General features: G+C 59.8%; 21 protein-coding genes and 1 pseudogene. 6 read left to right on the forward strand and 16 right to left on the reverse strand.

Features of this window, described 5'->3' with window-relative positions; genetic code table 11:
• From ACE3NW_RS10665 to ACE3NW_RS10685, 5 genes are all read right to left on the reverse strand, one after another.
• Window positions 1-238, reverse strand: a 238-nt coding sequence (locus tag ACE3NW_RS10665; RefSeq protein WP_374283202.1) for an ATP synthase F0 subunit C, incomplete at its 3' end; no start/stop codon positions are given.
• Between the two features lie 123 nt (window positions 239-361).
• A complete protein-coding gene (atpB, locus tag ACE3NW_RS10670; protein ID WP_374283204.1) occupies window positions 362-1066 on the reverse strand; it encodes a F0F1 ATP synthase subunit A in 705 nt (234 codons plus the stop codon).
• Window positions 1067-1184: 118 nt separating this feature from the next.
• Window positions 1185-1625, reverse strand: coding sequence for a hypothetical protein (locus tag ACE3NW_RS10675; protein WP_374283206.1), 441 nt, complete (start codon window positions 1623-1625; stop codon window positions 1185-1187).
• Window positions 1591-1947: an AtpZ/AtpI family protein gene (locus tag ACE3NW_RS10680; RefSeq protein WP_374283208.1), complete on the reverse strand. Its 357-nt coding sequence runs from the start codon at window positions 1945-1947 to the stop codon at window positions 1591-1593. The genes ACE3NW_RS10675 and ACE3NW_RS10680 overlap by 35 nt, the downstream gene beginning before the upstream one ends.
• Before the next feature lie 212 nt (window positions 1948-2159).
• The gene (locus ACE3NW_RS10685; RefSeq protein WP_374283210.1) at window positions 2160-3872 is read right to left on the reverse strand and encodes a class I SAM-dependent RNA methyltransferase; all 1713 of its coding nucleotides are present in this window, start codon (window positions 3870-3872) and stop codon (window positions 2160-2162) included.
• A gap of 209 nt (window positions 3873-4081) precedes the next feature.
• Here ACE3NW_RS10685 and rplU point away from each other — a divergent pair, with 209 nt between their 5' ends.
• The 4 genes from rplU to proB all read left to right on the forward strand — a co-directional run bounded on the left by rplU (window position 4082) and on the right by proB (window position 7411).
• Window positions 4082-4390 carry a 50S ribosomal protein L21 gene (rplU, locus tag ACE3NW_RS10690; RefSeq protein WP_374283212.1) on the forward strand — a complete coding sequence of 103 codons (309 nt, stop codon included), beginning with the start codon at window positions 4082-4084 and terminating at the stop codon, window positions 4388-4390.
• 136 nt (window positions 4391-4526) lie between these two features.
• The gene (rpmA, locus tag ACE3NW_RS10695; RefSeq protein WP_192112631.1) at window positions 4527-4796 is read left to right on the forward strand and encodes a 50S ribosomal protein L27; all 270 of its coding nucleotides are present in this window, start codon (window positions 4527-4529) and stop codon (window positions 4794-4796) included.
• Between the two features lie 255 nt (window positions 4797-5051).
• The gene (gene obgE, locus ACE3NW_RS10700; protein WP_374283215.1) at window positions 5052-6152 is read left to right on the forward strand and encodes a GTPase ObgE; all 1101 of its coding nucleotides are present in this window, start codon (window positions 5052-5054) and stop codon (window positions 6150-6152) included.
• Between the two features lie 17 nt (window positions 6153-6169).
• Window positions 6170-7411, forward strand: coding sequence for a glutamate 5-kinase (gene proB, locus ACE3NW_RS10705; RefSeq protein ID WP_374283217.1), 1242 nt, complete (start codon window positions 6170-6172; stop codon window positions 7409-7411).
• A gap of 101 nt (window positions 7412-7512) precedes the next feature.
• Here proB and ACE3NW_RS10710 read toward each other — a convergent pair whose 3' ends face one another.
• On the reverse strand, window positions 7513-9060 hold the full coding sequence (locus ACE3NW_RS10710) for a lipopolysaccharide biosynthesis protein (protein WP_374283219.1): 1548 nt from the start codon (window positions 9058-9060) through the stop codon (window positions 7513-7515).
• A 199-nt stretch (window positions 9061-9259) separates the two neighbouring features.
• Between ACE3NW_RS10710 and ilvD the strand changes: the two genes are divergently transcribed.
• Both ilvD and ACE3NW_RS10720 read left to right on the forward strand, forming a co-directional pair.
• Window positions 9260-10945, forward strand: a complete 1686-nt coding sequence (gene ilvD, locus ACE3NW_RS10715; protein WP_374283221.1) for a dihydroxy-acid dehydratase — start codon at window positions 9260-9262, stop codon at window positions 10943-10945.
• Between the two features lie 120 nt (window positions 10946-11065).
• Window positions 11066-12001, forward strand: a complete 936-nt coding sequence (locus ACE3NW_RS10720) for an AEC family transporter (RefSeq protein WP_374283223.1) — start codon at window positions 11066-11068, stop codon at window positions 11999-12001.
• A gap of 86 nt (window positions 12002-12087) precedes the next feature.
• On the opposite strand, the gene ACE3NW_RS10725 is transcribed toward ACE3NW_RS10720, so the two are convergent.
• From ACE3NW_RS10725 to ACE3NW_RS10770, 10 genes and pseudogenes are all read right to left on the reverse strand, one after another.
• Window positions 12088-12627 (reverse strand): hypothetical protein, encoded by a 540-nt coding sequence (locus ACE3NW_RS10725; protein WP_374283225.1) that lies wholly within the window; start codon window positions 12625-12627, stop codon window positions 12088-12090.
• 222 nt (window positions 12628-12849) lie between these two features.
• Window positions 12850-13710 carry an FAD/NAD(P)-binding protein gene (locus tag ACE3NW_RS10730; protein WP_291333890.1) on the reverse strand — a complete coding sequence of 287 codons (861 nt, stop codon included), beginning with the start codon at window positions 13708-13710 and terminating at the stop codon, window positions 12850-12852.
• A 194-nt stretch (window positions 13711-13904) separates the two neighbouring features.
• Window positions 13905-14990, reverse strand: a complete 1086-nt coding sequence (locus tag ACE3NW_RS10735; protein WP_374283227.1) for a 4Fe-4S dicluster domain-containing protein — start codon at window positions 14988-14990, stop codon at window positions 13905-13907.
• On the reverse strand, window positions 14987-16435 hold the full coding sequence (locus tag ACE3NW_RS10740) for a hydrogenase iron-sulfur subunit (RefSeq protein ID WP_374283229.1): 1449 nt from the start codon (window positions 16433-16435) through the stop codon (window positions 14987-14989). The genes ACE3NW_RS10735 and ACE3NW_RS10740 overlap by 4 nt, the downstream gene beginning before the upstream one ends.
• On the reverse strand, window positions 16423-18384 hold the full coding sequence (locus ACE3NW_RS10745; protein WP_374283231.1) for a 4Fe-4S binding protein: 1962 nt from the start codon (window positions 18382-18384) through the stop codon (window positions 16423-16425). The genes ACE3NW_RS10740 and ACE3NW_RS10745 overlap by 13 nt, the downstream gene beginning before the upstream one ends.
• Window positions 18384-19277 carry a CoB--CoM heterodisulfide reductase iron-sulfur subunit B family protein gene (locus tag ACE3NW_RS10750; protein WP_374283233.1) on the reverse strand — a complete coding sequence of 298 codons (894 nt, stop codon included), beginning with the start codon at window positions 19275-19277 and terminating at the stop codon, window positions 18384-18386. The genes ACE3NW_RS10745 and ACE3NW_RS10750 overlap by 1 nt, the downstream gene beginning before the upstream one ends.
• Window positions 19274-19897 (reverse strand): annotated as a pseudogene (locus ACE3NW_RS10755) (4Fe-4S dicluster domain-containing protein); the annotation flags it as partial. The gene ACE3NW_RS10750 and the pseudogene ACE3NW_RS10755, both read right to left, overlap by 4 nt.
• An 84-nt stretch (window positions 19898-19981) precedes the next feature.
• The gene (gene aroQ / locus ACE3NW_RS10760) at window positions 19982-20428 is read right to left on the reverse strand and encodes a type II 3-dehydroquinate dehydratase (protein WP_374283235.1); all 447 of its coding nucleotides are present in this window, start codon (window positions 20426-20428) and stop codon (window positions 19982-19984) included.
• Window positions 20429-20452: 24 nt separating this feature from the next.
• Window positions 20453-21328, reverse strand: a complete 876-nt coding sequence (locus tag ACE3NW_RS10765; RefSeq protein ID WP_374283237.1) for a shikimate dehydrogenase — start codon at window positions 21326-21328, stop codon at window positions 20453-20455.
• A gap of 241 nt (window positions 21329-21569) precedes the next feature.
• Window positions 21570-23054 carry a flagellar hook protein FlgE gene (locus tag ACE3NW_RS10770; RefSeq protein WP_374283239.1) on the reverse strand — a complete coding sequence of 495 codons (1485 nt, stop codon included), beginning with the start codon at window positions 23052-23054 and terminating at the stop codon, window positions 21570-21572.
• Between the last annotated feature and the right edge of the window lie 126 nt (window positions 23055-23180).

A 23180-nucleotide genomic window follows, 5' to 3' on the forward strand; every position in this document is an offset into this window, starting at 1 on the left:
TCATGGTACCGGTGATCTTGCCGCTCACGTCAGGGTTGCGGGCAACGCCTTCGCAGGCGCCCTTCAGACCAAGACCCATACCAATGCCGCAACCGAAAGCGGCGATGCCGATGCCAAGGGCGGCGGCCAAGCAGGTGTAGCCCAGGGCCGAGGCGTCGAGCTGGTTGGCGGCAAAAGCCATGCTGGCCATGCCGAGAAGGGCCACGGTGTTCAGGGCGATCATCAGAAACTTACGCATGAGACACTCCTTGCACTGTTGTATTGTTGGGTCGTTATAGACCATTCCCCACTATGTGTCGTGTAAACGTCCTGCAATTTGCCGAATCAAACGGCAGGCCGCAGGCAGCCTTGGGCCATTGGCCTAATGCTCGGGAGCTTCAAGCGCACCCTTGATGTAGAACATGGTCAGCATGAAGAACACGAAGGCCTGCATGGTCTTGCCCAACAGGAAGAGGGCGTAGATGGGCAGGGTGCCGAGTATGGGAGCCATTACGAAGAACAGCACCATAACGATTTCTTCACCACGGATGTTACCGAAAAGACGGAGTGAGAGAGAAACCGGGCGCGACAGATGCGAGACCACTTCAAGCGGAAACATGAGCGGAATGAGCACCTTGGAGGGGCCGGTAAAGTGATGGATGTAGTGCGACTTCCAGCGAATCAGGCCTACAGCGTTGTAGAACACCAGCACGAATACAGCCATGCACACGGTGGTGTTAAGGTTGGCCGTGGGGGCGTCAAAGCCGGGCACAAGACCCATGAGGTTCATGCCAAAAATGTAGATGAACATGCCAGCCAGAAGACCAACGAACTTGCGCCCGTGATCGCCCATGGTGGCCAGAATGAAGTTCTCGATGGTATCCACCAAGGCTTCGAAAAAGTTTTGCAGGCCTCCGGGAACCATGGTCAACCGACGGCGCATAATCAACGCTACGGTGAACAAAATGGCCATACAGACCCAGGAGTAGAACACATGCTTGAATTCCACCATCTTTCCACCGATGGCGATCTCGTCCATGCCCATAAATGTGGAGAGCAATACCGGATGCGGCAAACCACCTGCCATGAGCCATGCCTCCTGGTGATACGCGCCGAAGCGCGGCTGTTAATGTTAGACCCGTGCGGGCCATTCCCCAAAATTTGCGGCCTGGGCATCAAGCCCTGCCAAGCGTGCTGGCTTTGTCCTATTCTGCACGGCGTCGCGGGCTTCGCGCTGCCAGTGCGTAACTTGCCAGAGCACAGGCTCCTGCGGCAACCATGCCGCCAACAAGAGCAAATACAGGCGCCTTGTAAATAATCAGCGATACATAAAGAACCGCACCAACCAGTACAAGCCTGCCTACCCAGCGCACCAATACTATCCGCAAAAAGGCCGTGCTGTAATCGCCCAGGCCCTTGCGCAAAAAAAAGCGCGCCAATCCCCAAAAAGTCCAGGCCATGATTGTCAGGCCCACGCCAAACCAGAAAAACCAGGGTGTGGCCGTAAAGGCCAGCCCGCCAACCAGCAAACCTGATGCGGCGAGCAAAATTTCGTTACGCAGCAGCACGCGTATAGCCGGATGGTCTATGCCGCGCCGCCAAAGCCAGGCGTCAAGGCTGTGTATCATCTGTTTCAGTCTGAGCACGGCTGTTTTTCTTGCCTTGCCCCGCAGGGGGCGTTTCGTTTTGCTGTTCCGGCACAAGGCCTTTTCGGCGGGCGTCCTGTGCTGCCATTTTGCGCAGCAGCGCCTGCGTGTCGCGGTAGACGTTCAAAAAGCCCGCCGCAATGCCGATGAACAGAAAAACCAGCTTGCCCCAAGGGCCGGTTCCCAACCAGTGGTCTATGCCATAGCCCATGGCAAAACCGACTGCGGGACCGCTTACCAGATGCAGGCCGATGACCCCTGTATTGGCCATGGCTTCCATGCCGGTTTGCTGCTGCTTAAGAAAATCCTTGAACGACGACATAAGGCCTCCGCGCACATGGCTCTCGGAACCTGTTTCGTCTTGGTCCCCTTAACGCTGTTCAAATTATCACAGGCGACCTGACGCGTCAATGACTTTGGGCGGAAACTTGTGATTACGCTGCATTCCTTGTGGCTTTCAAGGCCAGAAAAGCGGCTGTTGATACCAAAAAACAGCTCTCAAAAAAATATGCGGCAGCCCCCAAAAAGTGACGGTTATTTCTTTTGCCAGAGGCTCACGCACTCAAGATGTGGCGTGTGGGGAAAAAGATCCACGGCTTCCAGCGCTTCCAGCCGGTAATGCTTGCATATCTGGGCAGCGTCACGGGCCAGGGTGGCGGGGTTGCATGATATATAGAGGATGTGCTGGGGGGCTATGCGCAGCAGGGCGTTAAGCGCGCGAGGCGAAAGCCCGGCCCTTGGCGGGTCAACCAGTGCGTCGGTAATGGTGGGGAGCGTTTCACTCCCCAGACCCTCGTTTTCGGGCTTGGGGGCATCTGTCTGGCTGTCGTGCGCGGCGTGTTGCCCCTCACAGGCAATGGACGGCCACAAGCCATCAGGCGGGCACGTTGCGATACGCTCAAGGCGCAGAGCTGCGTCCCCGGCTTCGTACTGGCAGTGGTGCAGCCCGTGGCTTGCGGCATTGATTTTTGCCAGCTTTACGGCCTTGCTGTCCTGCTCCAGCCCCAGCAGAGCGGTGTAATCTTGTGCCAGCAACAGGCCGGGCGCGCCAGCGCCACAATAGAGGTCAAGCAGGCCTCTGCCGGCGGGGCTGGTGCTCGTCTTGGCCGTCAGCAGTTTTTTGGCGGTACGGGCAAGGGCTTGCGCCGCAGCAGTGTTGACCTGAAAAAATGAGGCCGCGTCAAGGGCAAAGAACGTACCGTCCAGCGGTAAAAAAAGCCGCGCCGCAGCAGGATTTTCGCAGCCGGTGGCGTCGAGCGTCTGTACGCGCTTTTCACCAAAGGCAAAGGTGTCTGCTGTTGTGCGCTCTTCATGAATAAAGGCCGAGAGCTGAGGAAAATTCGCCAGAACCTCGCGGCCAAGCTCGCGAACCTTGGCGCGCCGCTGTGCATCGCCGGGGCTTGTGATACAAAGCGCCCACCAGCGCGGGGTGCGCAGATCTGCTGCCAGCCCCCTGCGCAAGACAAAAAACCGCCAAAAACCCGGATCGACGGTTTCCATATCTGGCATAGGGCTGCGATGGGCGGCCCGGCGGGCCTGCGCGTAACGGTGGTCACGCTCTCGCTGCCTGCCTGCGCCGCGTGCCCGGGATTCTGTTCTGCTGCCTGGGGCGCCGTCGTGCTGAACTTCCGGTCTCGTTTCTGGCGGTGTGTAGGCGGCAAGGCCGCTCTGTGCTGCCAGGTTGCCAACCATATCCACCATGTGCAGCGCTTCGGGCGGCATGAGCGCGCAGTTGGGCACGGTTACCACGTCCCGGCCATTGCGCCTGCGCAGCCCCAGTTTTATTTCGCCGCCCTGTGTCGTGGCAGGGCCAAAAGCAAATTCCATCTTGTTGCGGAAGCGTGTTAACGCGGGTGAGCCTGTCACCGCCCCCAGCATGGATTCAAGCTTTGCCCGGTCAAGGCCGCCGATGCGGCTCAGGGCATCAAGGGCGATGGTGCGCTTCCAGAAAAGCTGCTGGTCGTAGGGCATGGTTTGCAGCGGGCAACCGCCGCATTCGGCATGATGAGGGCAAATGGGCGGTGCGGCGTCGGGCGCCTGGCGCAGCAGCTCGTGGCATTCGGCCTCCATAAAGGAAGCCTTGCGGCGCGTAACGCGGGCCAAAACCTGCTGACCGGGAAGGGCATTGGCAACAAAAACCACAGCCCCTCGGCCCTGGCCCTCGGTTGGTGCAAGGCGGGCAATGCCGCGTCCGTCGTGCGAGAGCGCGGTGATATCTACAATAATAAATGAGGTAGGGGCATTCATGGCGCTACACAGATAGCAGCAGGCTGTCCTGCGCGCAAGGGCGGTGAGGCTGGCGTAAAAAGTGGTTGCTGGCCAGTGGGGAGTTGTGTATTCTCTCCCTTCGCGCAAGTCGCGGACTGTTTGGCGGGTTTTGCAAAATATTCTGCAAAACGCGCTTGACATTTGTCGGCCTGTGGGGCAAATATGCCTTTCTCTTTTTGGAGGTTGATATGTACGCGATTATCGAGACCGGCGGAAAACAGTACCGCGTTGAAGAAGGTTCCAAAGTAGTTGTGGAAAAGCTTGCGGTGCAGACCGGAAGTGAAATTTCTCTGGACAAGGTGCTGATGGTCGGCGGCGCTGAATGCAAAGTCGGCGCTCCCTATCTTGCCGGGGCCGCCGTAACGGCGGAAGTGGTGGATCACGGGCGCGGACCCAAGATCAAGGTGTTCAAGCGCTGGCGTCGTAACGACTCGCGCAAACTGCGCGGTCACCGCCAGGATTACACCACCATTCGCGTTAAGAGCATCAACGTCTAGAGCCCGGTTATTCCGAGGTTCTGGCAAGCTGCGGGCATGGCTTGTCATTAATGCTCTGCACACGTGCAGGGTACGTTGAGCTATATTTATATTCTGCCCCGCCGGTCCATAGGGTCGGCGCCCCAGGGAGGCTACCATGGCACATAAGAAAGCAGGCGGCTCTTCGCGCAACGGCCGCGACAGTGAAGGCCAACGCCGCGGCGTAAAGCGTTTTGGCGGTCAGAGCGTTCTGGCTGGCAATATTCTGGTGCGTCAGCTCGGCACTACCGTTTACCCCGGTGTAAACGTGGGCATGGGCAGGGATTTTACCCTGTTCGCCAAAGTGGCCGGCGTTGTTCGCTTTGAGAAGTATATCCGCAAGCGCCGCGTTCACACGCGCGTGCATGTGGAAGCGGCCGCCGACTAAGCGCGGCCGCGTGGAATTTGCCGATGAGGGGAAGGGGCCGCGAGGCTTCTTCCCTTTCGGTGTTTGTGCTGGGGTATGTGTGGCCTGTTGTGCCACCGCCAAAAAAAGCAGCCAGCAGCGGCGGGCAATGCCTGCTGCCAAGGGCTGGCTTGCAGTGCTGCATGGCTTGCGGCACTTTTGGAACGGCAGCCCCATATAAAATACGGTGCGGCGGCAAAGCTGTCACACCGCGCGGACTGACCGCAAGGATACCCCATGCGATTTGTGGATGAAGCTCGAATTCAGGTGCGCGCCGGTAAGGGCGGGCATGGTTGCCTCTCGTTTCGGCGCGAAAAGTTCGTGCCACGTGGCGGGCCAGACGGCGGCAACGGCGGCAACGGTGGTTCTGTTTTGCTGAAGGCCGATGGACGCCTGCTGTCGCTTTATGATTTTCGCCTCAAGCGCCTGTACGAGGCCCGCAATGGCAGCCCCGGCGAGGGCAGCCAGTGCGACGGCAAAAAGGGCGAAGACATGGTGCTGCACCTGCCGGTGGGCACTCTGGTTTTTGCCGAAGGCCCGGACGGCGAAGAACTGCTGGCCGACCTCAGCGACCCTGATGCCGAAGTGCTGGTGGCCCGTGGCGGTCGCGGCGGCAAGGGTAACGAACACTTCAAGTCGTCAACCATGCGCGCGCCGCGTTTTTGCCAGCCAGGCGAACCGGGCGAGGAAAAAAATCTGCGCCTGGAGCTGAAAATTCTGGCCGATGCCGGATTGTTGGGTCTGCCCAATGCGGGCAAGTCCACGTTTATCACTCAGGTTTCGGCGGCACGGCCCAAGATTGCGGCTTATCCCTTTACCACGCTCACGCCCAACCTTGGTGTGATGATCGACGAATATGACCCCGACCGTCGCATGGTCATTGCCGATATTCCCGGTCTTATCGAAGGTGCGCACGAAGGGCAGGGCCTTGGCCTGCGTTTTCTCAAGCACGTAGAACGCACACGCTTTCTTGTACACATTCTGAGTGTGGAAGACGTGGGTGACGACGACCCCTGGGCGGGCTTTAACCTCATCAACGACGAGCTGCGCAACTTTGACCCAGAGCTTGGTGAGCGCCAGCAGATCGAGGTGGTCAACAAGATCGACCTTGTCACGCCCGAACGCCTGGAAGAACTCAAGGCGCGCGCCGAGGCCGATGGGCGCAACATCTTTTTTATTTCTGCGCGAGACGGTATCGATATCGAGCCTCTGGTGACAGAATTGTGGCGCATGCGCGATGTAACCAGCAGCCATGCACCCATTTTGCACTTTGCAGACATTGACGGGGACGAGGACGAGGAATTCCCCGAAATTGAAGTGATCTATACCCGCGAATAGCGGTCTGTGGAGCATTTATGGCAGCCCCCAAGGAAGACTGGCAGCACGAACGCGCAAGGGTACTTGCGCAGGCGCGGGTTGTTGTTGTTAAGGTTGGCAGCGCGGTTTTGACCGATGCCAACGGCCTGAGCGTGCCCGTGCTGGAAAATCTGGCCGCACAGCTGGCCAGCCTGCGCAGCTTGCTGCCGCAGGGCACGGCCGCCGATGCAGAAGAAAGCGCGCAATCCCGGCGTTTGGTGCTGGTTTCTTCGGGGGCTGTGGCCGCAGGCAGGGCAGCGCTTTCGTCACGCGGGCATGTGGTTGAAACCACAGGCCTCGCGGCCCGGCAGGCCGCAGCCGCCGTGGGGCAGGGCCAGCTCATGCAAGCCTGGGACAGGGTTTTTTTTGCCCACCGCATGCCTACGGCCCAGGTGCTGCTCACCCGCGAGGACCTGCGGGCACGGCAGCGTTTTCTCAACGCGCGCAATACCTTTGCCGAGCTGCTGGAATGGGGCGTTTTGCCCATTGTGAACGAAAACGACACCGTTTCCATCAGCGAGCTGAAATTCGGCGACAATGACTGTCTGGCAAGCCTTTTGGTGAACCTCACCGGGGCGGATCTGTTCATAAATCTCACTTCCGCCTCTGGTGTGCTGGCTGCCGACCCGCAAAAAAATCCGCATGCGCCCATACTGGACCACATAGATGATGTGGCCGCCCTTGATCTGGGGCAGCTGTGCGGCGGCAAAACTTCGGTCGGTACGGGCGGCATGTATTCCAAACTGCTGGCGGCCCGCCGTGCCGCGCAGATAGGCGTACCCACACTGATTTTGCCTGGCCGTGAACCTCACGTGATTACGCGGGCCTTCGCGGCCTGCGGCGTCTGTGATGCTCCTGAAGGCCATGCGCCGTTCACCGGCGGTACATGGGTTTGCCCGGCGCAGCACGCCATACCGCGCCGCAAGTTCTGGCTGGCCTATCAGTCTGACCCGGCGGGCAGCGTACATGTCGATGCGGGCGCGGCCAGGGCCTTGCTGCACAAGGGCGGCAGCCTGTTGCCAGGCGGTGTGTTTCGCGTTGAAGGAAGCTTTCAGCAGGGTGCGCTGGTGCGCGTGCTGCACGATGGGCAAAGCATTGGCGTGGGCCTCTCCAACTACAGCGCCTCGGATCTCAAAAAGATCATGGGCCTGAAAAGGCACGAAGTTGCCGCCATTCTGGGCGACGCGCACTACCCGGAGGTTATCCATCGGGACAACCTGCTGCTGGATGCGGCGGTATAAATAAGAAAGGCCGGTACTCCCGGCCTTTCGCTTGTGCTGTTTCTAAAACAAGCATGTACGCAGGCCGGATATTCCGGCCTTCTTTATTTCTGTGCAGCGGGTCAGCTGCGTGAACGCGATTTTTTGAAGCGGATGAAAATTTCGCGCAGTTCCTGCCGCGAAAATCCCATCACCGCAGGCATGCTGAGGCAGAGCAGGCCGATGGCGACCGTGTACATAACGCCCGATGCCAGAAAACGCGGCAGGGAATCGATGTCGCCCAGACCAAGGTGCAGCGTGGCAGCGCGGCAGCCAAAGGCCAGCAGCAAAAGTACGGCAAGGCTCCACACCTGATGGGCCACGTTGCGCCAGAACTTGAGAGGAATAAAGCGCGAGGCCAGCCACAGGTAGATGTTGACCGTTATGATCTGCACGCACACGGTTTTGATGGCAAGGCCCACGGCTCCAAGACCCAGGCCAAAATATTCGGGCGGAGCAAGCAGAAACCACGCCGTGCTGAAACCGTACACACACTCAAAACCCGCCATGTTGCGCAAAATCTTGGTGCGGCCTGTGGCATGGAATACCGAACCCGCCAGTTGCCCGTAGGCCTGATGCAAGGGGTACAGGGCCATGATCTGTACAGACAGCGTGGCCGCAGCAAATTGCGCGCCGCCAAAAAAATTAACCAGGGCCGATCCCTCGGCCAGGGTAAAGCACGAAAAATAGGCGGCAACCACATACAGCAAGGGCGCAAAACGCGTGAGCAGACGGCCCATGGCTTCGCGGTCGTTATTGCCCCAGGCAATGGAAAGTTCGCGCATCACAAGGGGTGTCATGGCAGAAACAAAAAGAAAACAGGCCATGCTCACCTTTTGGGAAAGAGCAAAGAAGCCTTGCTCCACGCTGCCGTCAAACCATTGCAGCAGCCAGCGCTCGGCAGAAAGCAGCAGGAAGGAAAGCAGGGCCTGCACAAAGAGCGGGTGGCTGTAGTTGAAAAATTCGCGTCCGTAGGTACGGGTCTGGTCTGGTGTAAGGCGAAAATGCAGGGGAACCCCAGCCTCGCGCCAGTAACTGCGCGTTACCAGCCAATACCCAAGAGCTGTGGCCCCAAGCATGAGGTACTGCTGTGCAAAAAGGGTGTTGATGTTCAACCAGTCGGCCCAGAACATGGCCCCAAGCAAGCCCACGGTAAGCAGTGATACCGCAGTACGCACCATTTCGGAAGCAACCGTTGCGCCCACGGCATCGTTCATGGAGCGGAGCACGCGTCCCCACCAGGTCAAAAAGGCCCACATGGCCGCCAGAGGGGCCAGCCACAGGGGCACATCGGGCATGAGCAGCTCGCCCGCAAGAGGAAACTGCAACAGCGCGGCAGCCAGCAGAATAATGCCAAAGACCACCGCTGTTACGCGCATGTAAAAGCCGATGAGCCCGGTTTCGGCCTGACGGCGCGAAAGGGCATTGTAAAAACAGGTGGACGTGCCCATGTCCAGAAAGCCGGAAAGCTGCTGGAACAGGTTGGTGGCAAAGCTGTAGTTGCCGTACATCTGCGGCCCGAGCGCGCGGGGCAGAATGGCCTCCATGGCAAGGTAGACCGGTACGGAGGCAATGTTGGCCACAAGCTTGAAAATATAGCGGCGGGCCAGGGTGGGGGTAGAGCTTTGCATGCCGGGAAATTAGCTCACTTCGGCTGCGCGCTCAAGAGCGCGGAGGCTTGTGCGGAAAAAATACCTTCAACCGCAGCGTGATTCTGCTGGCAGTGGGCTGCCAGCCTGTGTTTACGGGCGCAAAAAATTGCCGTACCATCGGCATTCCCCTTGCGGGCGCAAGGGGAACGTTTGTTGTTCATACCACAAGGATACCGCCATGGATGATGAAGCACGCAGCAAAAAAATGAAGTCCGGGCTGGAAAAAGCCCCTCACCGCTCCCTGCTCTATGCTCTGGGCCTCACCAGAGAAGAGATGGATCGTCCTCTGGTAGGTATTGTGAATGCCGCCAGCGAAGTTGTTCCCGGTCATATGCACCTGAACAGCCTGGCAGATGCGGTAAAAGCCGGTGTACGCATGTCGGGCGGCACGCCCTTGCAGTTTCCGGCCATTGCCGTGTGCGACGGCCTTGCCATGAACCATGAAGGCATGCGTTTTTCGCTGCCTTCGCGCGAATTCATTGCGGATTCCATTGAAATTATGGCGCGGGGCCATGCCTTTGACGCGCTGGTTTTTATTCCCAACTGCGACAAGTGCGTGCCGGGCATGCTCATGGCCATGATGCGCCTGAACATTCCCTCGGTGCTGGTTTCGGGCGGCCCCATGCTGCCCGGCGATATCGGCCCCGGCAAGCGCGGCGATCTGATCACCGTGTTTGAGGCCGTGGGCAAGGTGCGCAGCGGCGCCATGACCGAAGAAGAGCTGGAATACATGGCCGAACGGGCCTGCCCCGGCTGCGGCGCGTGTGCGGGCATGTTTACGGCCAACTCCATGAACTGTCTTTCCGAAACCATTGGTGTGGCGCTGCCCGGCAACGGAACCATACCCGCCGTGAGCGGTGCGCGTATTCGCCTGGCCAAAAAGGCCGGCATGCACGTTATGGATCTGCTGCGCAAGAATATCCGTCCCCTGGATATTGTGACGCCCAAGTCGGTTGCCAATGCTGTGGCCGTGGATATGGCCCTTGGCTGTTCCACCAACACCGTGCTGCACCTGCCCGCCGTGTTTGGCGAGGCCGGTCTGAAGCTGGGCCTGGATATTTTTGACGAGGTGAGCAAAAAAAGCCCCAACCTGTGCAAGCTCTCCCCGGCGGGCAAGCACTACATGGTTGACCTCGACAATGCGGGCGGCATACCCGCCGTCATGACCGAGCTGGACAAGCTGGGCCTGATCAACAAGGACTGCATGACCGCCACGGGCAAGACCGTGGGCGAAAACCTCAAGGACATGAACGCCCGTGTTCTGAACCCGGAGGTTATCCGCAGTATTGACAATCCCTACTCCAAGCAGGGCGGCATTGCCATTCTGCGCGGCAGCCTGGCCCCTGGCGGGGCTGTGGTCAAGCAGTCTGCCGTGGCCCCCGAAATGATGTGCCGCGACGTACTGGCCCGCGTGTTCGAGTCGGAAGAAGACGCCATGAAGGCCATTCTTGACGGCAAGATCAAGGCCGGTGACGGCGTGGTGATTCGCTACGAAGGGCCGCGCGGCGGGCCGGGCATGCGTGAAATGCTTTCGCCCACGGCGGCCATTACCGGCATGGGCCTTGGCAAGGATGTGGCCCTGCTGACCGATGGCCGGTTCTCTGGCGGAACCAACGGAGCTGCCATTGGCCACATTTCGCCCGAAGCGGCAGACGGCGGCGTTATTGCCCTGGTGCAGGAAGGAGATATCATCCGCATTGATATTCCCAACCGCAAGCTTGATCTGCTGGTGGACGAGGCCGAGCTTGAAAAGCGCCGCGCCGCCCTTGTGGTTCCCAAAAAAGACTGCCCCTACCCGGTGCTGCGGCGCTATGCGTATCTGGTCAGCTCTGCGGATAATGGCGGGCGCTACAAGGATATTTAGGCCTATTTGCTCTGAATGATGCAAAACCCCCATGGGACAGGGAGCGGATAACATAGCTGCCTGACCTGTGGGGGTTTTGTGGCCCTCTCGTGCCGGGGCAGTTTACAAAGGAATGGACACATGGCGTTTCTGCATGCGTTGGGTGGTGTTTTTGGGCTCATGCTCATGGGCTTTGTGGGATTTATGCTGGCCGCGCGCAACTGGTTTGGCGCAGAAACGCGCATCATGCTGCCACGGCTGATCACGCAGATAGCCCTGCCGCCCTTTCTCATGTACACCATCATGCATTCGTTCCACCGCAACGAGCTGCTCATGCTGGCACGGGGGGCGCTGCTGCCGCTGGGTTCGGTGGTGCTGACCTTTATTCTGGCAGTGATTCTTGCCAAGGTTGCGCGCATCAAGCGGCAGCATTTTGGCCTGTTCTGCGCCAGTGTTTCCAATTCAAACACCATCTTTGTGGGTATACCCGTCAATCTGGCCCTGTTTGGCGAAACATCCGTGCCCTATGTGCTGCTGTATTATGCCGCCAGCACTGTATTTTTCTGGACTGTGGGGCAGTATTCCATCACCTGCGACATTACAGACAACACGTGCTGCATCCCCTTGCGCACGCGCTTGCTACAGGTGTTTTCGCCACCGCTTCTGGGGTTTCTGACGGGCATCGGCCTGATCCTGCTGGGCGTTGAACTGCCGGAATTTTTGCAGAATGTGGCGCGCTCGCTGGGCAACCTGACCACGCCTCTGGCCATGATATTTATTGGTATTTCCATTTATGACATGGGCTTGCGCAGTATCAGGATCAGCAAGGACATGGCCCTGCTGATTCTGGGGCGTATGGTGCTGGGGCCGCTGGTCATGTGCGGCTTTCTGTATTTTTTCCCCGTGCCTGCCCTTATGGGCAAGGTGTTCATTATCCAGGCTTCACTGCCGGTAATGGCCCAAGCCGCCATACTGAGCGCGCACTATCATACAGACCCGGAATTTGGCGCGCAGGCCGTAAGCATTTCAACCCTGCTTTCCATGATAACCATACCGCTCTACATGGTCATTTTTTAGCGCCAGCCGGTGTGCCCTGCCACATCCTGTAAAAAAGGCCGCTGCTCACGAAGAGCAGCGGCCTTTTGGGTGTATGGCTGCAAAAATTATTTAGCGCTTTCAGCCAGCACGTCCAGCATGAGGGCATCGGGCTTTTTGGAGCAGGCATCAAGGTAGGCCTTGAGCGTGTCGTCGCTTGTCAGCACCGAGGCAGGCTTGTCGCTTCTGCCCTGGTTGTAGCCGTCAAGCCAGATCACAAAACCGCTGCCGTCGTCAGGATTGGCTGTGTAATCCTTGCACAGGGACTTGTCTGCACGCCAGGTGCTTGTTGTGTCCACGGGAAAGGTCTTGCGGGCTTCCTGCCACACGGTGGCGGCCTTCTTGGTGGGGTTGGCCTGGCAGGCGGCGTAAACCTGGCCCAGCATGGGGGCGAGGGTTTCGGGATCGGCAATGGGATTGCCCATCTTGGCGCTCACATAGCCGTCGATTTGCAGACCTTCAAAAACAGGTGGCTGGCCGCCATCGGCAATGGGCTGGGTGATGAGTTCGGCGCAAACGTAGGTGGCGGGGTCGATCTTGTCGCTGCCGGCCTGAACAGCCACAGGCAGTCCAAGCATCAGGCAACAGAGAATGAGCAGCTTTTTCATGAATACTCCCTTGAAGAAAGTGTTGTACTTCCTTGACCCACACGGGCGGCCCTGTCAACAGGCGTTTTTGTGTCAGCGTGAGCACATATGCCGGGCAGATAGTGCCCCACGGCCTTTGGCAAACACAGGGAGCCCTTGCGGCAAAAAAAGCGGGAGGCTCCCTGCTGCCAGTGGCAAGCACGGAAGCCCCCCGCAAAACACGCTGCGGCATGCCGCAATGCGTTACAGTTCCGGCGGCAGATCCTGCAATTCTTGCCAGGTGAACACGGGGCCGTCCACGCAGACGTAGCGGCCACCGATGTTGCAGCGACCGCAGATACCTACGCCGCACTTCATGCGTTTTTCAAGTGTGGTTACGATGTTTTCAGGCGCAAAGTTGAGCTTTTGCAGGGCCTGCACCGTAAACTTGATCATGATGGGCGGGCCGCAGAGCACGGCCACGCAGTTTTTGGGATCGGGGTTGAGTTCCAGCAGCACGTTGGGGATCAGGCCCACCTTGTGCGGCCAGCCGTCAAAGGGGGCGTCGATGCACAGGGTGCAGTCCAGATCGTCGCGGCGCAGCCAGTCTTCTGTTTCATAGCTAAAGGCCATGTCACGCGGGGAGCGTGCGCCGTAGAGCAGGCTGACCTTGCCGAAGTCGGCGCGGTGTTCCAGCACGTGCAGCATGATGGTGCGGATGGGCGCCATGCCGATGCCGCCGCCCACAAAGAAGATGTCCTTGCCCTTCCAGTCGGCGTAGGGAAAGTGGTTGCCCAGAGGGGCGCGCACGCCCACCTTGTCGCCGGGCGACAGCCTATGGATGGCCGAGGTCACTTCGCCCGCCTGCATGACGGAGAACTGGAGGTAGTTTTTCTGCGAGGGCGGCGAGTTGATAACAAAGGTGGATTCGCCAGCGCCAAATACCGAGAGCTGGCCCACCTGGCCTGGTTCGTAGGTAAAGGACTTCATGGCTTCTTCATCGTCCAGCACCACACGCAGGGTTTTGATGTTGCCCGTTTCCTGAATCACCTCGGCCACGGTGGCGGCCATGGGCAGGTAGGGGTTGCCCTGCATCATGGGGCGGGCGGTTATTTCGCGCAGCATACCGCCGTCGGGCGCGGGCTTGAGGCCCGGCTTGGCGGCAGGCTTGGCAGCGGTGGCGGGTTTGGTTTCCACAACCGCTTCTGCCTTGGCTGCGGCCTTTTCAGGGGCAGCCTGCACAGGTGCATTATTTTTTTCAGGCGCAGCCGTGGAAGTGGTAGCCTTGCCGGTAGTTTTTTTGGTGGCCATGTCTGCTCCTACTTGTCCGTGGACTTCTTGTCATCGTTACCGTCTTCGATGGCGGCAAGCACGATGGCGCGGATGTCCAGGCAGACGGGGCAATTGCTGATGCAGCGGCCACAGCCGCTGCACGAGAACGCGCCCCAGTTTTCAGGATAGGTGGAGTACTTGTGCGACACGCGGTTGCGCATGCGAAATGCCTTGAGCATGCGCGGGTTATGGCCGCTGGCCTCACGCGTGAACAGCGAGGACATGCAGTTGTCCCAGCTGCGCAGGCGGCGTCCGCCCTTTTCGCTCAAGCCTTCGCCCTCGTCGGTGATGGTGAAGCAGTAGCAGGTGGGGCAAAAGTAGGTGCAGGCCCCGCAGGAGAGGCAGCGGTCGGTCTGGTCCTGCCAGAACTGGGTGTCGTTGAAGCGGGCAGCCACCTTTTCGGGTGCGCTCTTGATGTTGGGGGCAGGCACAAGGCTGGCCCAGGCCTCCTTGCGCGCCGCCTCTGCCTTGGGGAACATGTCGGACCCTTCGGCAAGCGAAGAATTGGCCAGCAGTTCCTCGCCCTTGGGCGTGATGGCTTGCAGCACATAGCCGCCCTCGATCTCGGTCATGAGCACGTCCGAGCCTTCGGGCGAGGTGGGGCCGCCGCCAACCCAGTGGCAGAAGCAGGTATTGCAGCCGCTGCCGCAGGTGAGCGTAACCACCGCAAGCTGTTCGCGCCGGGCCTTGTAGTAAGGATCGGCGTAAGGGCCCTTGAGGTAGGGGCGGTCGAGCACGGCATAGCCGCGTGCGTCGCAGGGGCGGCAGGCAAAAACCACGGTGGGCTGGGCCTCGGGCTTGTCGTCCAGGCTCATGGTGACGCGCTCGAGGTTGTCCGGGTCCTTGGTTTTTTTGTAGCGCACCAGGGTTTCGCACTGGGGCAGCACGGCCTCCTTGGCGGGTACGGTGGCCTTTGCCATGGTAAAGGGCTTGCCTTCCTGCCAGGGCTCAAAGACCACAGAGCTCTTGTTGGCGGGTTTTTCTACCGGCACAAGCACGCGGCGGCCATTCTGCGCGAGGTAGGCGAGAAACGCGGGCAGGCCGTCGGGTGTTACAAAGCGGATTGTGCTCATTTCCAGTCCCTCTCGTGAATGTTCTTTTCAACCACTTCATAGCCCAGCAGGGGCGGCACGTCGTCCGGGTTGAGGCCGGGCTTGTAGCCGTCAAAAAGCTGGGCCACGGCGCGGGCAATCTGCTGGCGCAGGGCCAGAATGGGAATGCCCACGGGGCAGGCGCGCTGGCATTCGCCGCAGCCGGTGCAGCGGCCAGCCAGGTGCATGGCGTGGATGGTCTGGAAGAAGAGTTTTTCCTTGGCGCTGTCCTCCTGCGTCATCCAGTGCGGGTCGCGGCTGTCTGACACGCAGTAGTCGCGGCATACGCACATGGGGCAGGCATTGCGGCAGGCGTAGCAGCGCAGGCAGCGGTCCATCTGGCCGCGCCAGAAGGCGAGGCGCTCGTCCAGTGTCATGGAATCGAGCAGGGCCAGCTCCGGCGGGGTGTTGGGGGTTCCCTCCACCTTGACGGGCTGTCCCAGCAGGGTATCGGCCAGCACTGCCGAAGGCGTGGTGCAGCCGTAGCATTTGCCCTGGGCGTAGTCTGTGATGCAGAAGCGGTGGGCCTTGCCGTCGGCGGTGATGGTCACACCGGCCTCGTCGTAGGCAACGCTGTCGATCTTGGTGTAGCGGCCCAGATCCTGGTTGACGCGGGCCATGTCCAGCGTGCCCTCGCAGGGCAGGGCAAAGATGGTCACGTCTTCGCGGCGGATCAGGTTTTCCTGCAACAGTTCAACCACCGAGCGCGAGTCGCAGCCCTTGACCACAATGCCCACCTTCTTGCCCTTGAACGAGGGCAGGTACACGGCGGGATTGTTGACGTTAAATGGGCCCCACACCAGTTTGTCCACGTCCTCTGGGGTTTTCATGAACAGGGGCACGGTGTGGGCTTCGTCATAGCCCTGCTGCCAGCCGATCACGCAGTCGAGTTCGGGCAGCTTGGCCTTGATGGCTTCCTTGAGATCGCCAAGGGCGGCGTTCTGCCCCGTGCCGAGGGAGCGCAGCGAGGTCAGTGCCATGTCGGCTATCTTGAGCAGCGGTTCCGGGTCGTCAAGCTTGGGCGCGGGGCCGAGCTTGTGGATGCGGTCGGTAAAGACCGTAACCACCTGCTGCCAGCGCTGGCCTTCGGATGCCGAAACCCAGGTGTATTCAAAGCGGCGCTCGTCAATGCCCAGCACGGGCAAAAACTGCTTGAGCACCTCAAGGCGGCGGCGGGCGTAAAAGTTGCCTGCGGCATAGTGGCAGTCGCGCGGGTGGCAGCCGGAAACCAGCACGCCGTCGGCCCCGTTGAGCAGCGCCTTGACGATGAACAGCGGGTCAATGCGGCCCGAACATGGCACACGGATGACGCGCAGATCGGTGGGCTGGGTGGCGCGGGCCACACCGGCCGTATCCGCGCCGCCATACGAACACCAGTTGCAGAGAAAACCTACAATTCTCAGTTCTTTGCCGTTTAGCACTGGCATAAGGCGTTTACCTCCGCAAGGATCTGGTTGTCAGTAGCGTGTGAAAGCTGGATGGCCCCCTGCGGACAGGTGGACGTACACAGGCCGCAGCCCTGGCACACGGTCTCGATGACCTGAGCCTTGCCCTCGCCCCGGATTTCCACTTCCTTGATGGCCCCAAAGGGGCAGCAGCGGATGCACTTGCCGCAGTTGACGCAGCGGCGGATATCCACCTGGGCGATCTGCGGGTCGCTTTCAAGCTTGTCCTTGGCAAAGAGCGAAAGCACCTTGGCCGCAGCGGCGGAACCCTGGGCCACAGAGGCGGGAATATCCTTGACCCCCTGGCACACGCCCGCCAGATACACACCGGCGGTATTGGTTTCCACGGGCTTGAGCTTGACGTGGCTTTCCATGAAGAAGCCGTAGCTGTCGTAAGAGATGCGCAGCTTTTCTGCCAGCTGGGGCGCGCCCTTGCTGGCTTCCACGCCCACGGCCAGTACCACCAGGTCGGCCTTGATCTCCACGGGCTGGCCCAGCAGGGTATCCACACCCATGACTGTCATCTGGCCGTTGCCGTCGGGGTAAATCTGCGAAACGCGGCCACGGATGTATTCCGTGCCGTATTCTTCCATGGCACGGCGGGTAAACTCGTCGTACATCTTGCCTGGAGCGCGGATGTCCATGTAAAAAACAAAGGACTTGGAATCGGGAATGTGGTCCTTGGTCAGAATGGCCTGCTTGGCCGTGTACATGCAGCAGAAGCCGGAGCAGTAGGGACGGCCTACGGATTTGTCGCGCGAGCCAACGCACTGCACAAAGACGATGTTCTTGGGTTCCCTGCCGTCAGAGGGGCGCTTTACATGGCCGCCCGTGGGGCCGGATGCGGAGAGCAGGCGCTCGTACTGCAACGAGGTGATAACGTCGGGGTAGGCCCCGCCGCCGTACTCCTTGTACACGGTCCAGTCCATGAGGTCGTAACCGGTGGCGGCAACAATGCTGCCCACCTCTTCGGTGATAATCTCGTCTTCCATGTCGTACTTGATGGCCCCGGTGGGGCACACCTTGGCGCACACGCCGCACTTGCCCTTGATGAGCTGGCGGCAGAACTGCGGGTTGATGACGGCCTTTTTGGGAATGGCCTGCGGAAAGGCAATGGTGATGGCCGTTGTGTTGCCCGTCAGTTCATTGAAGGTGTCGGGCGTTTTTTTGGCCGGGCATTTCTCGGTGCAGGCGCCGCAACCCGTACACAGGTTCCAGTCCACATAGGTGGTGCGCTTGCGGATCTTGACCGTAAAGTTGCCCACATAGCCCGAAATGTCTTCCACCTCGGAATAGGCGTAGAGCGTGATGTTGGAGTGCTGGGCTACGTCCACCATCTTGGGGCCGAGAATACAGGCCGAGCAGTCTACGGTGGGGAAGGTCTTGTCGAGCTTGGCCATCTTGCCGCCGATGGTCGCATCGCGTTCCACCAGCACCACGGGGATGCCGCCGTCGGCGCAGTCAAGCGCCGCCTGAATACCGGCAACACCGCCGCCAATGACCAGCACGCGCTTGTTGACGTCAAAGCTCTTGGCCAGCAGGGGCTTGTTGTTGCGCAGCTTTTCCACCGCCAGACGTACCAGTTCGGCAGCCTTGTTGGTGTTGGCTTCCATGTCCTTGCCGATCCACGAAACGTGCTCGCGGATGTTGGCCATTTCAAGCATGTAGCGGTTGAGCCCTGCGCGTTCCACCGTGCGGCGGAAGGTGGGCTCGTGCATGCGCGGCGAGCACGAGGCAACCACCACGCCGTCGAGCTTGTACTCGTGGATGGCGGCTTCAATGGCAGCCTGGCCGGGTTCGGCGCAGGTGTACATGGGGTCGTCTGCATAGACCACATCCGGGTAGGTGCGGGCAATGGCCGCCACCTGGGCGCAGTCAACTGTTCCGGCGATATTGCTGCCGCAGTGGCAGATAAAGACGCCTATTCTCATTACCTGCCTCCTTCAGCGCGGCGCAGTTCGTCGAGCTTGCGCATAAGGCCGTTGGGGCTCACGCACAGCTTGTTGAGGCCCAGTTCTTCTTCCGGCAGATCAAAGGCAATGCCCATCATCTGGGTAAAGTAGAGCACTGGCATGTTGAAGCGCGTGTCCATTTCCTTGGATGCCTGATCCTGACGCAGGTCGAGGTTCATCTGGCAAAGAGGACAGGCCACCACAACGGCGTCTGCGCCAAGGCGGGTGGCCAGCTCAAGAATGCGGCCCGAATTCTTGGCCGTCATGGGGCGCTCGGGAATGCCGAAGGACGCGCCGCAGCAGGCGGTTTTGAGCGGGAAATCAAGCATCTCCGCACCGCAGGCCGACATCATTTCTTCCATCAGCGTGGGGTTTTCCGGGTCGCCAAAGTTCATCACTTCACCGGGGCGGCTCATGAGGCAGCCGTAATAGGCCACGAGCTTGAGGCCCTTGAGGCTCTGGCGCACGCGGGCGGCAATGGCGTCCATGTCCATCTGCCCGGCAATGCCCTGCATCACGGAGGTGACAGGCGGAAACTGCTTGGCCGAGGGGCCGTCGAGCAGTTCGTCAACCCGGCTGCGGAAGGCGGGGTTTTCCATGCGCTTGGCGGCCATGCGCAGATTGGAAAGACAGCTGGGGCAGGGCGTGAGCAGCAGCTCGGCCTTTTGCTGGGCGGCGATATCAAGATTGCGCACGCACAGCGCGGCGGAAAGCTCCGTATCCACCGCGTGGGCCGGGGTTGAACCACAGCAGTTCCAGTCGGGAATATCCACAAGCCGCATATCCAGGGCTTTGCACACTGCCTGGGTGGACATTTCGTAATCTTTTGATGAACCCCTGGCAGAGCAGCCGGGGTAGTAGGCGAAATTCATGGGCGCACCCCCTCGCGCTTGGCGCGTTCCTTGTAGCGCGTAAAGATACGGGTGACCGGCCCCGCCCCGCCGGGCAGGATATGGGGCTTGAGGCCCAGCTTGCCCTTTTTGAGGGCTTCGGGCGCAAGGTCAACGTCGGTAAATACGCGGAGTGAGCGCATCATGTAGAGTGCCATGGTGCCGATTTCGTGGGTGCGGCCAAAGGTGCGCACCGTATCCAGGAAGGAAAACCAGAATTTCTCCACCTTGGGTACGGCCACGCGGCCTTCCTTGCGGGCCATGTGGCGCAGGGTTTCCATAACCCCGGCAACGTCGATGTTATTGGGACACCGCTGGCTACAGGTGGAACAGGAAAGGCACATCCAGATGGAACGGGAATCAAGTACCGCGTCCTTCAAGCCCAACTGTACCGCCCGCATGATCTGGTTGACCTGCATGTCATAAACGAAACCTGCTGGACAGCCGGCCGTACAATTGCCGCACTGATAGCAGGTAGACACTTTCTGTCCGCTGTGCGCGTCCACTTCCTCCGTAAAGGCGGGGTCGCGCAGGCGGTTCAGGTTGATGGCGTCGTTCATGGGAACTCTCTGGTTAGAAGCTGATGGGGTGCCGCTGTGACAAGTCTGTCTACAACGCTACAGCAGAAAAAGTCAAAAATCTAGGCTCGCACCCATACAAATCATTTACTGCATATTTGCTCTGATTTATTTTGCGTTATTTATCACAAGCGTATGTGCCGCCCGCAAACCCAAAAGATAACTTTCCACGCCAAATCCGCAGATGCTGCCCGCACACACCGGGGCAAGCACCGAATGGTGGCGAAAGGCCTCGCGCGCGTGGACATTGGACATGTGTACCTCAACCACCGGCACGGGCAGTATGGCCAGGGCATCGGCCAGGGCGTAGCTGTAGTGGGTCCAGGCTCCGGCGTTGATGACAACCGCATTTACCCCTTCGCCCAGTGCCTGATGGATGCGTTCCACCATGGCACCTTCGTGGTTGGTCTGAAAGCATGCAACAGTCACGTTAAGATCCTTTGCAAGGCTTTGCAGGGCAGCATCAATATCTGCAAGGGTTGCAGTGCCGTACTGGGAGGGGTCGCGCTTGCCGAACATGTTCAGGTTGACGCCGTGCAGCACAAGAATTCGCATGGAGGCCTCGCTTGTCGTGTCTGGTTAACGGGGCTGCTGCCCCAGGGCGGTTTTGAGGGCGCGCCGCGATTCTGGCGGCAGGCCTTGCCCTGTCCACAGGCGAAATTGCGCGTCGCCCTGGCCAAAAAACATCTCAAGCCCCGAAATGCAGCGGCGGCCAGCTGCCCGCGCCTCGCGCAAAAAGCGCGTTTCAAGGGGGTTGTACACAATGTCGTAGGCCAGGGGGGCGGTATTGCCACAGGGCGCATACTGGGCGGCCAGAGAGAAATCATAGGGGGTGTCGTCTTCTGCCTTGCCGCGCATGCCAAGGGGCGTGGTGTTGATAACCAGCAGGGGCGCGGGCTCGTGGCGGTTTTGCCACAGCAGTGGGGTAAGGCCGAATTCTTCGGCCAGCGGCAGATGGGATTTGTCGGAAGGCGTGGCCACATAAATATGGGCAGGCCGGTCGTGCGGGGCGGGGGACACAAGGCCTGCGGCCACGGCCCGCGCAGCACCGCCAGCGCCCAGCAGCAAAATATCGGCCCCTGCAAGGGGTACGCCAGCGAGCGGAGCCATAAAGCCCGCCACGTCGGTGTTTTCACCGCACAGGCGTTCACCCTGCCAGTAAATGGTATTGGCCGCGCCCACGCGCATGGCCAGGGGGCTCACTTCGTCCAGCAGGGGCAGCAGTTCCACCTTGTGGGGAATGGTAACGGAGCAGCCGCGAATATTGAGCAGGCGCACGCTTTCCACAAAGGCGGGCAGCTTGTGGGGCGGCACTTCCCACTTCATGTACAGTGCATTGATGCCAAGCGCCGCAAAACCCGTGTTGTGCAGCAATGGCGAAAGACTCTGGCCCAATGGCCAGCCCGTGACGCCATAAAGGGCTGTGCCGGTTGCAGTGGAAGCGGCTGCGCTCATGGGGCGTGCTCCTGAATAAAAGTGCGGCAAAAGCATGTGTTTTTATACAATAATCCGCAACACAGGGGAGCACTGTACCCTATGGGACGGCCAGGGGCAATGCCGTGGCGCAATGATTGCCCGCCAAATCCGAGAGTATGAATAGGTAAGGCGGTTGCAGCCTGACAGGCAACAAAAAGCCCCGGCAAGCCGGGGCATGGTGTGAGTACGGGCAGGGCTGTGGGGCAGCCTGGTGCAAATTTTATGAGCGCTTGAGTTCCATGGCCTTTTGCAGCATCTGGTCTGCGGTGGTAACCACCTTGCTGTTGGACTGAAAGCCGCGCTGGTTGACGATCATGTTGACCATTTCTTTTGACATGTCCACATTGGAATTTTCAATATTGTAGGCGTTGATCTTGCCGTAGTTTTCCGTACCGGCAACGCCCATTTCCATTTGTCCGGAATCTTCAGTGGCGGAAAATACGTTGTTGCCCTCGCGCCGCAGGCCGTCTTCGCTAGTAAAGCGGCATACGGGTATCTGCCAAAGGTCCATGCTTTTGTTGTTGGAAAACTTGCCCACAACAGTGCCGTCTGCGCTGATGCTGATATTGTTCAGCGTGCCCTCGGCATAGCCGTCCTGGCTTTTGGAGCGCATGACCGGCGAGGATGACGTGTAGTTGGTGGTGGCGTCTGCGGCGCGGGTATAGGCAGTGCCCATGCTTGCCAGGGCTGTTGGGTCTGTGCCCACGCTGGCCGCGCTGCCGGGGGAGTTTTGCCAGCCGCCCGTGGCCGTGATTCCCAGATTAACGGTGACGGGCGAGCCGTTAAAGGTCATCTGCGGTACGCCCTTGTCCGAAAGCGTGGCCGCGTTCCAGTCTGCAAGGTCTGTGCTGCCTGCGGTGGAGGGGGTGTAGGCCGACATGCCCGTAATCTCGCCACTTGCGTTGAAGCTCAGGGTTCCCATCATGAGGGGTTCGGCCGTGCCGCCATTGCTGTCGGCATCGGAGGCGATAAGGTATTCCGCAGTGGTTCCCGGCGCTGTGGAAGGCGCGCCGTCAAAGTAGATGGTGGCGGAATGGGCCGTGCCGTCGGCTCCATACAGTGTTATGCTCTGGCTGTAGCCAGAGCTGCTGATGGGCGGCTTGTTGGCAGAATTGTATTGGCCGAGCAGGCTGAAATAGGGATTTGTGGCGTCAACGGCGGTGTCCGTTCCCTGTGCCACGTTAAGGCGCAAGTCCACCGAGGTGGTGGCCTTGGCGGGCATTTTGGCAAATTTGTCTATGGTTACTTCGCTCAGTGCGCCCTTTGTGCCGTCTTCAGCAAACTTGTAGCCCATGAGGGCCATGCCCGCAGGCGTGCGCAATACCCCGGCATTGTCGGGTCTGAAATCGCCCGCTCGGGTGTAAAACACGCCGCCATCCTTGTCCGTTACCTGAAAGAAGCCCTTGCCGCTGATGGCCATATCCGTAACGGTATTGGAAGACTCAAGAGCGCCCTGGCCAAACCGTGTGAGCACGGCATCGAGCTGCACGCCCTGCCCCACTTGGCCGAGAGCCACCTTGGAATTGGTCTGGGCATCCCACCAGTCGCCGATGCTGCCCTGCTGCGCGTAAAAAACGTCAGAGAACAGGGCGGTCTGCTCCTTGTAACCGATGGTGCTCACATTGGCGATGTTGTTTGAGATAACGTTCATGCCGCTACCCAATGTCTTCATGCCTGTGGCACCGATGTACAATGACGAGTTCATGCTCTGCCTCCTGCCGGGAGGGAATTATTTTCCCCATATCCGGTAACGGCATGCCGCCCCTGCGAAAGGAAGCGTATGCCGCTGTGCCGCAGATATGCGCGGCACGCCTGTTCTGCCGCGCATTGG

The organism is Desulfovibrio sp., assembly GCF_041907885.1.
GTDB lineage: Bacteria > Desulfobacterota > Desulfovibrionia > Desulfovibrionales > Desulfovibrionaceae > Desulfovibrio.

What these genes read in the sequence shown, in the direction of transcription:
- ACE3NW_RS10750 (WP_374283233.1), bottom strand. Translation starts at nt 19,277, where the DNA reads ATGAATTTCGCCTACTACCCCGGCTGCTCTGCCAGGGGTTCATCAAAA.
- aroQ (WP_374283235.1), bottom strand. Translation starts at nt 20,428, where the DNA reads ATGCGAATTCTTGTGCTGCACGGCGTCAACCTGAACATGTTCGGCAAG.
- proB (WP_374283217.1), top strand. Translation starts at nt 6,170, where the DNA reads ATGGCAGCCCCCAAGGAAGACTGGCAGCACGAACGCGCAAGGGTACTT.
- ACE3NW_RS10710 (WP_374283219.1), bottom strand. Translation starts at nt 9,060, where the DNA reads ATGCAAAGCTCTACCCCCACCCTGGCCCGCCGCTATATTTTCAAGCTT.
- ACE3NW_RS10680 (WP_374283208.1), bottom strand. Translation starts at nt 1,947, where the DNA reads ATGTCGTCGTTCAAGGATTTTCTTAAGCAGCAGCAAACCGGCATGGAA.
- rpmA (WP_192112631.1), top strand. Translation starts at nt 4,527, where the DNA reads ATGGCACATAAGAAAGCAGGCGGCTCTTCGCGCAACGGCCGCGACAGT.
- rplU (WP_374283212.1), top strand. Translation starts at nt 4,082, where the DNA reads ATGTACGCGATTATCGAGACCGGCGGAAAACAGTACCGCGTTGAAGAA.
- ACE3NW_RS10735 (WP_374283227.1), bottom strand. Translation starts at nt 14,990, where the DNA reads ATGAGCACAATCCGCTTTGTAACACCCGACGGCCTGCCCGCGTTTCTC.
- ACE3NW_RS10770 (WP_374283239.1), bottom strand. Translation starts at nt 23,054, where the DNA reads ATGAACTCGTCATTGTACATCGGTGCCACAGGCATGAAGACATTGGGT.
- ACE3NW_RS10740 (WP_374283229.1), bottom strand. Translation starts at nt 16,435, where the DNA reads ATGCCAGTGCTAAACGGCAAAGAACTGAGAATTGTAGGTTTTCTCTGC.
- obgE (WP_374283215.1), top strand. Translation starts at nt 5,052, where the DNA reads ATGCGATTTGTGGATGAAGCTCGAATTCAGGTGCGCGCCGGTAAGGGC.
- ACE3NW_RS10720 (WP_374283223.1), top strand. Translation starts at nt 11,066, where the DNA reads ATGGCGTTTCTGCATGCGTTGGGTGGTGTTTTTGGGCTCATGCTCATG.
- ACE3NW_RS10745 (WP_374283231.1), bottom strand. Translation starts at nt 18,384, where the DNA reads ATGAGAATAGGCGTCTTTATCTGCCACTGCGGCAGCAATATCGCCGGA.
- ACE3NW_RS10725 (WP_374283225.1), bottom strand. Translation starts at nt 12,627, where the DNA reads ATGAAAAAGCTGCTCATTCTCTGTTGCCTGATGCTTGGACTGCCTGTG.
- ACE3NW_RS10685 (WP_374283210.1), bottom strand. Translation starts at nt 3,872, where the DNA reads ATGAATGCCCCTACCTCATTTATTATTGTAGATATCACCGCGCTCTCG.
- ACE3NW_RS10730 (WP_291333890.1), bottom strand. Translation starts at nt 13,710, where the DNA reads ATGCTGCGCGAAATAACCGCCCGCCCCATGATGCAGGGCAACCCCTAC.
- ACE3NW_RS10765 (WP_374283237.1), bottom strand. Translation starts at nt 21,328, where the DNA reads ATGAGCGCAGCCGCTTCCACTGCAACCGGCACAGCCCTTTATGGCGTC.
- ilvD (WP_374283221.1), top strand. Translation starts at nt 9,260, where the DNA reads ATGGATGATGAAGCACGCAGCAAAAAAATGAAGTCCGGGCTGGAAAAA.
- atpB (WP_374283204.1), bottom strand. Translation starts at nt 1,066, where the DNA reads ATGGCAGGTGGTTTGCCGCATCCGGTATTGCTCTCCACATTTATGGGC.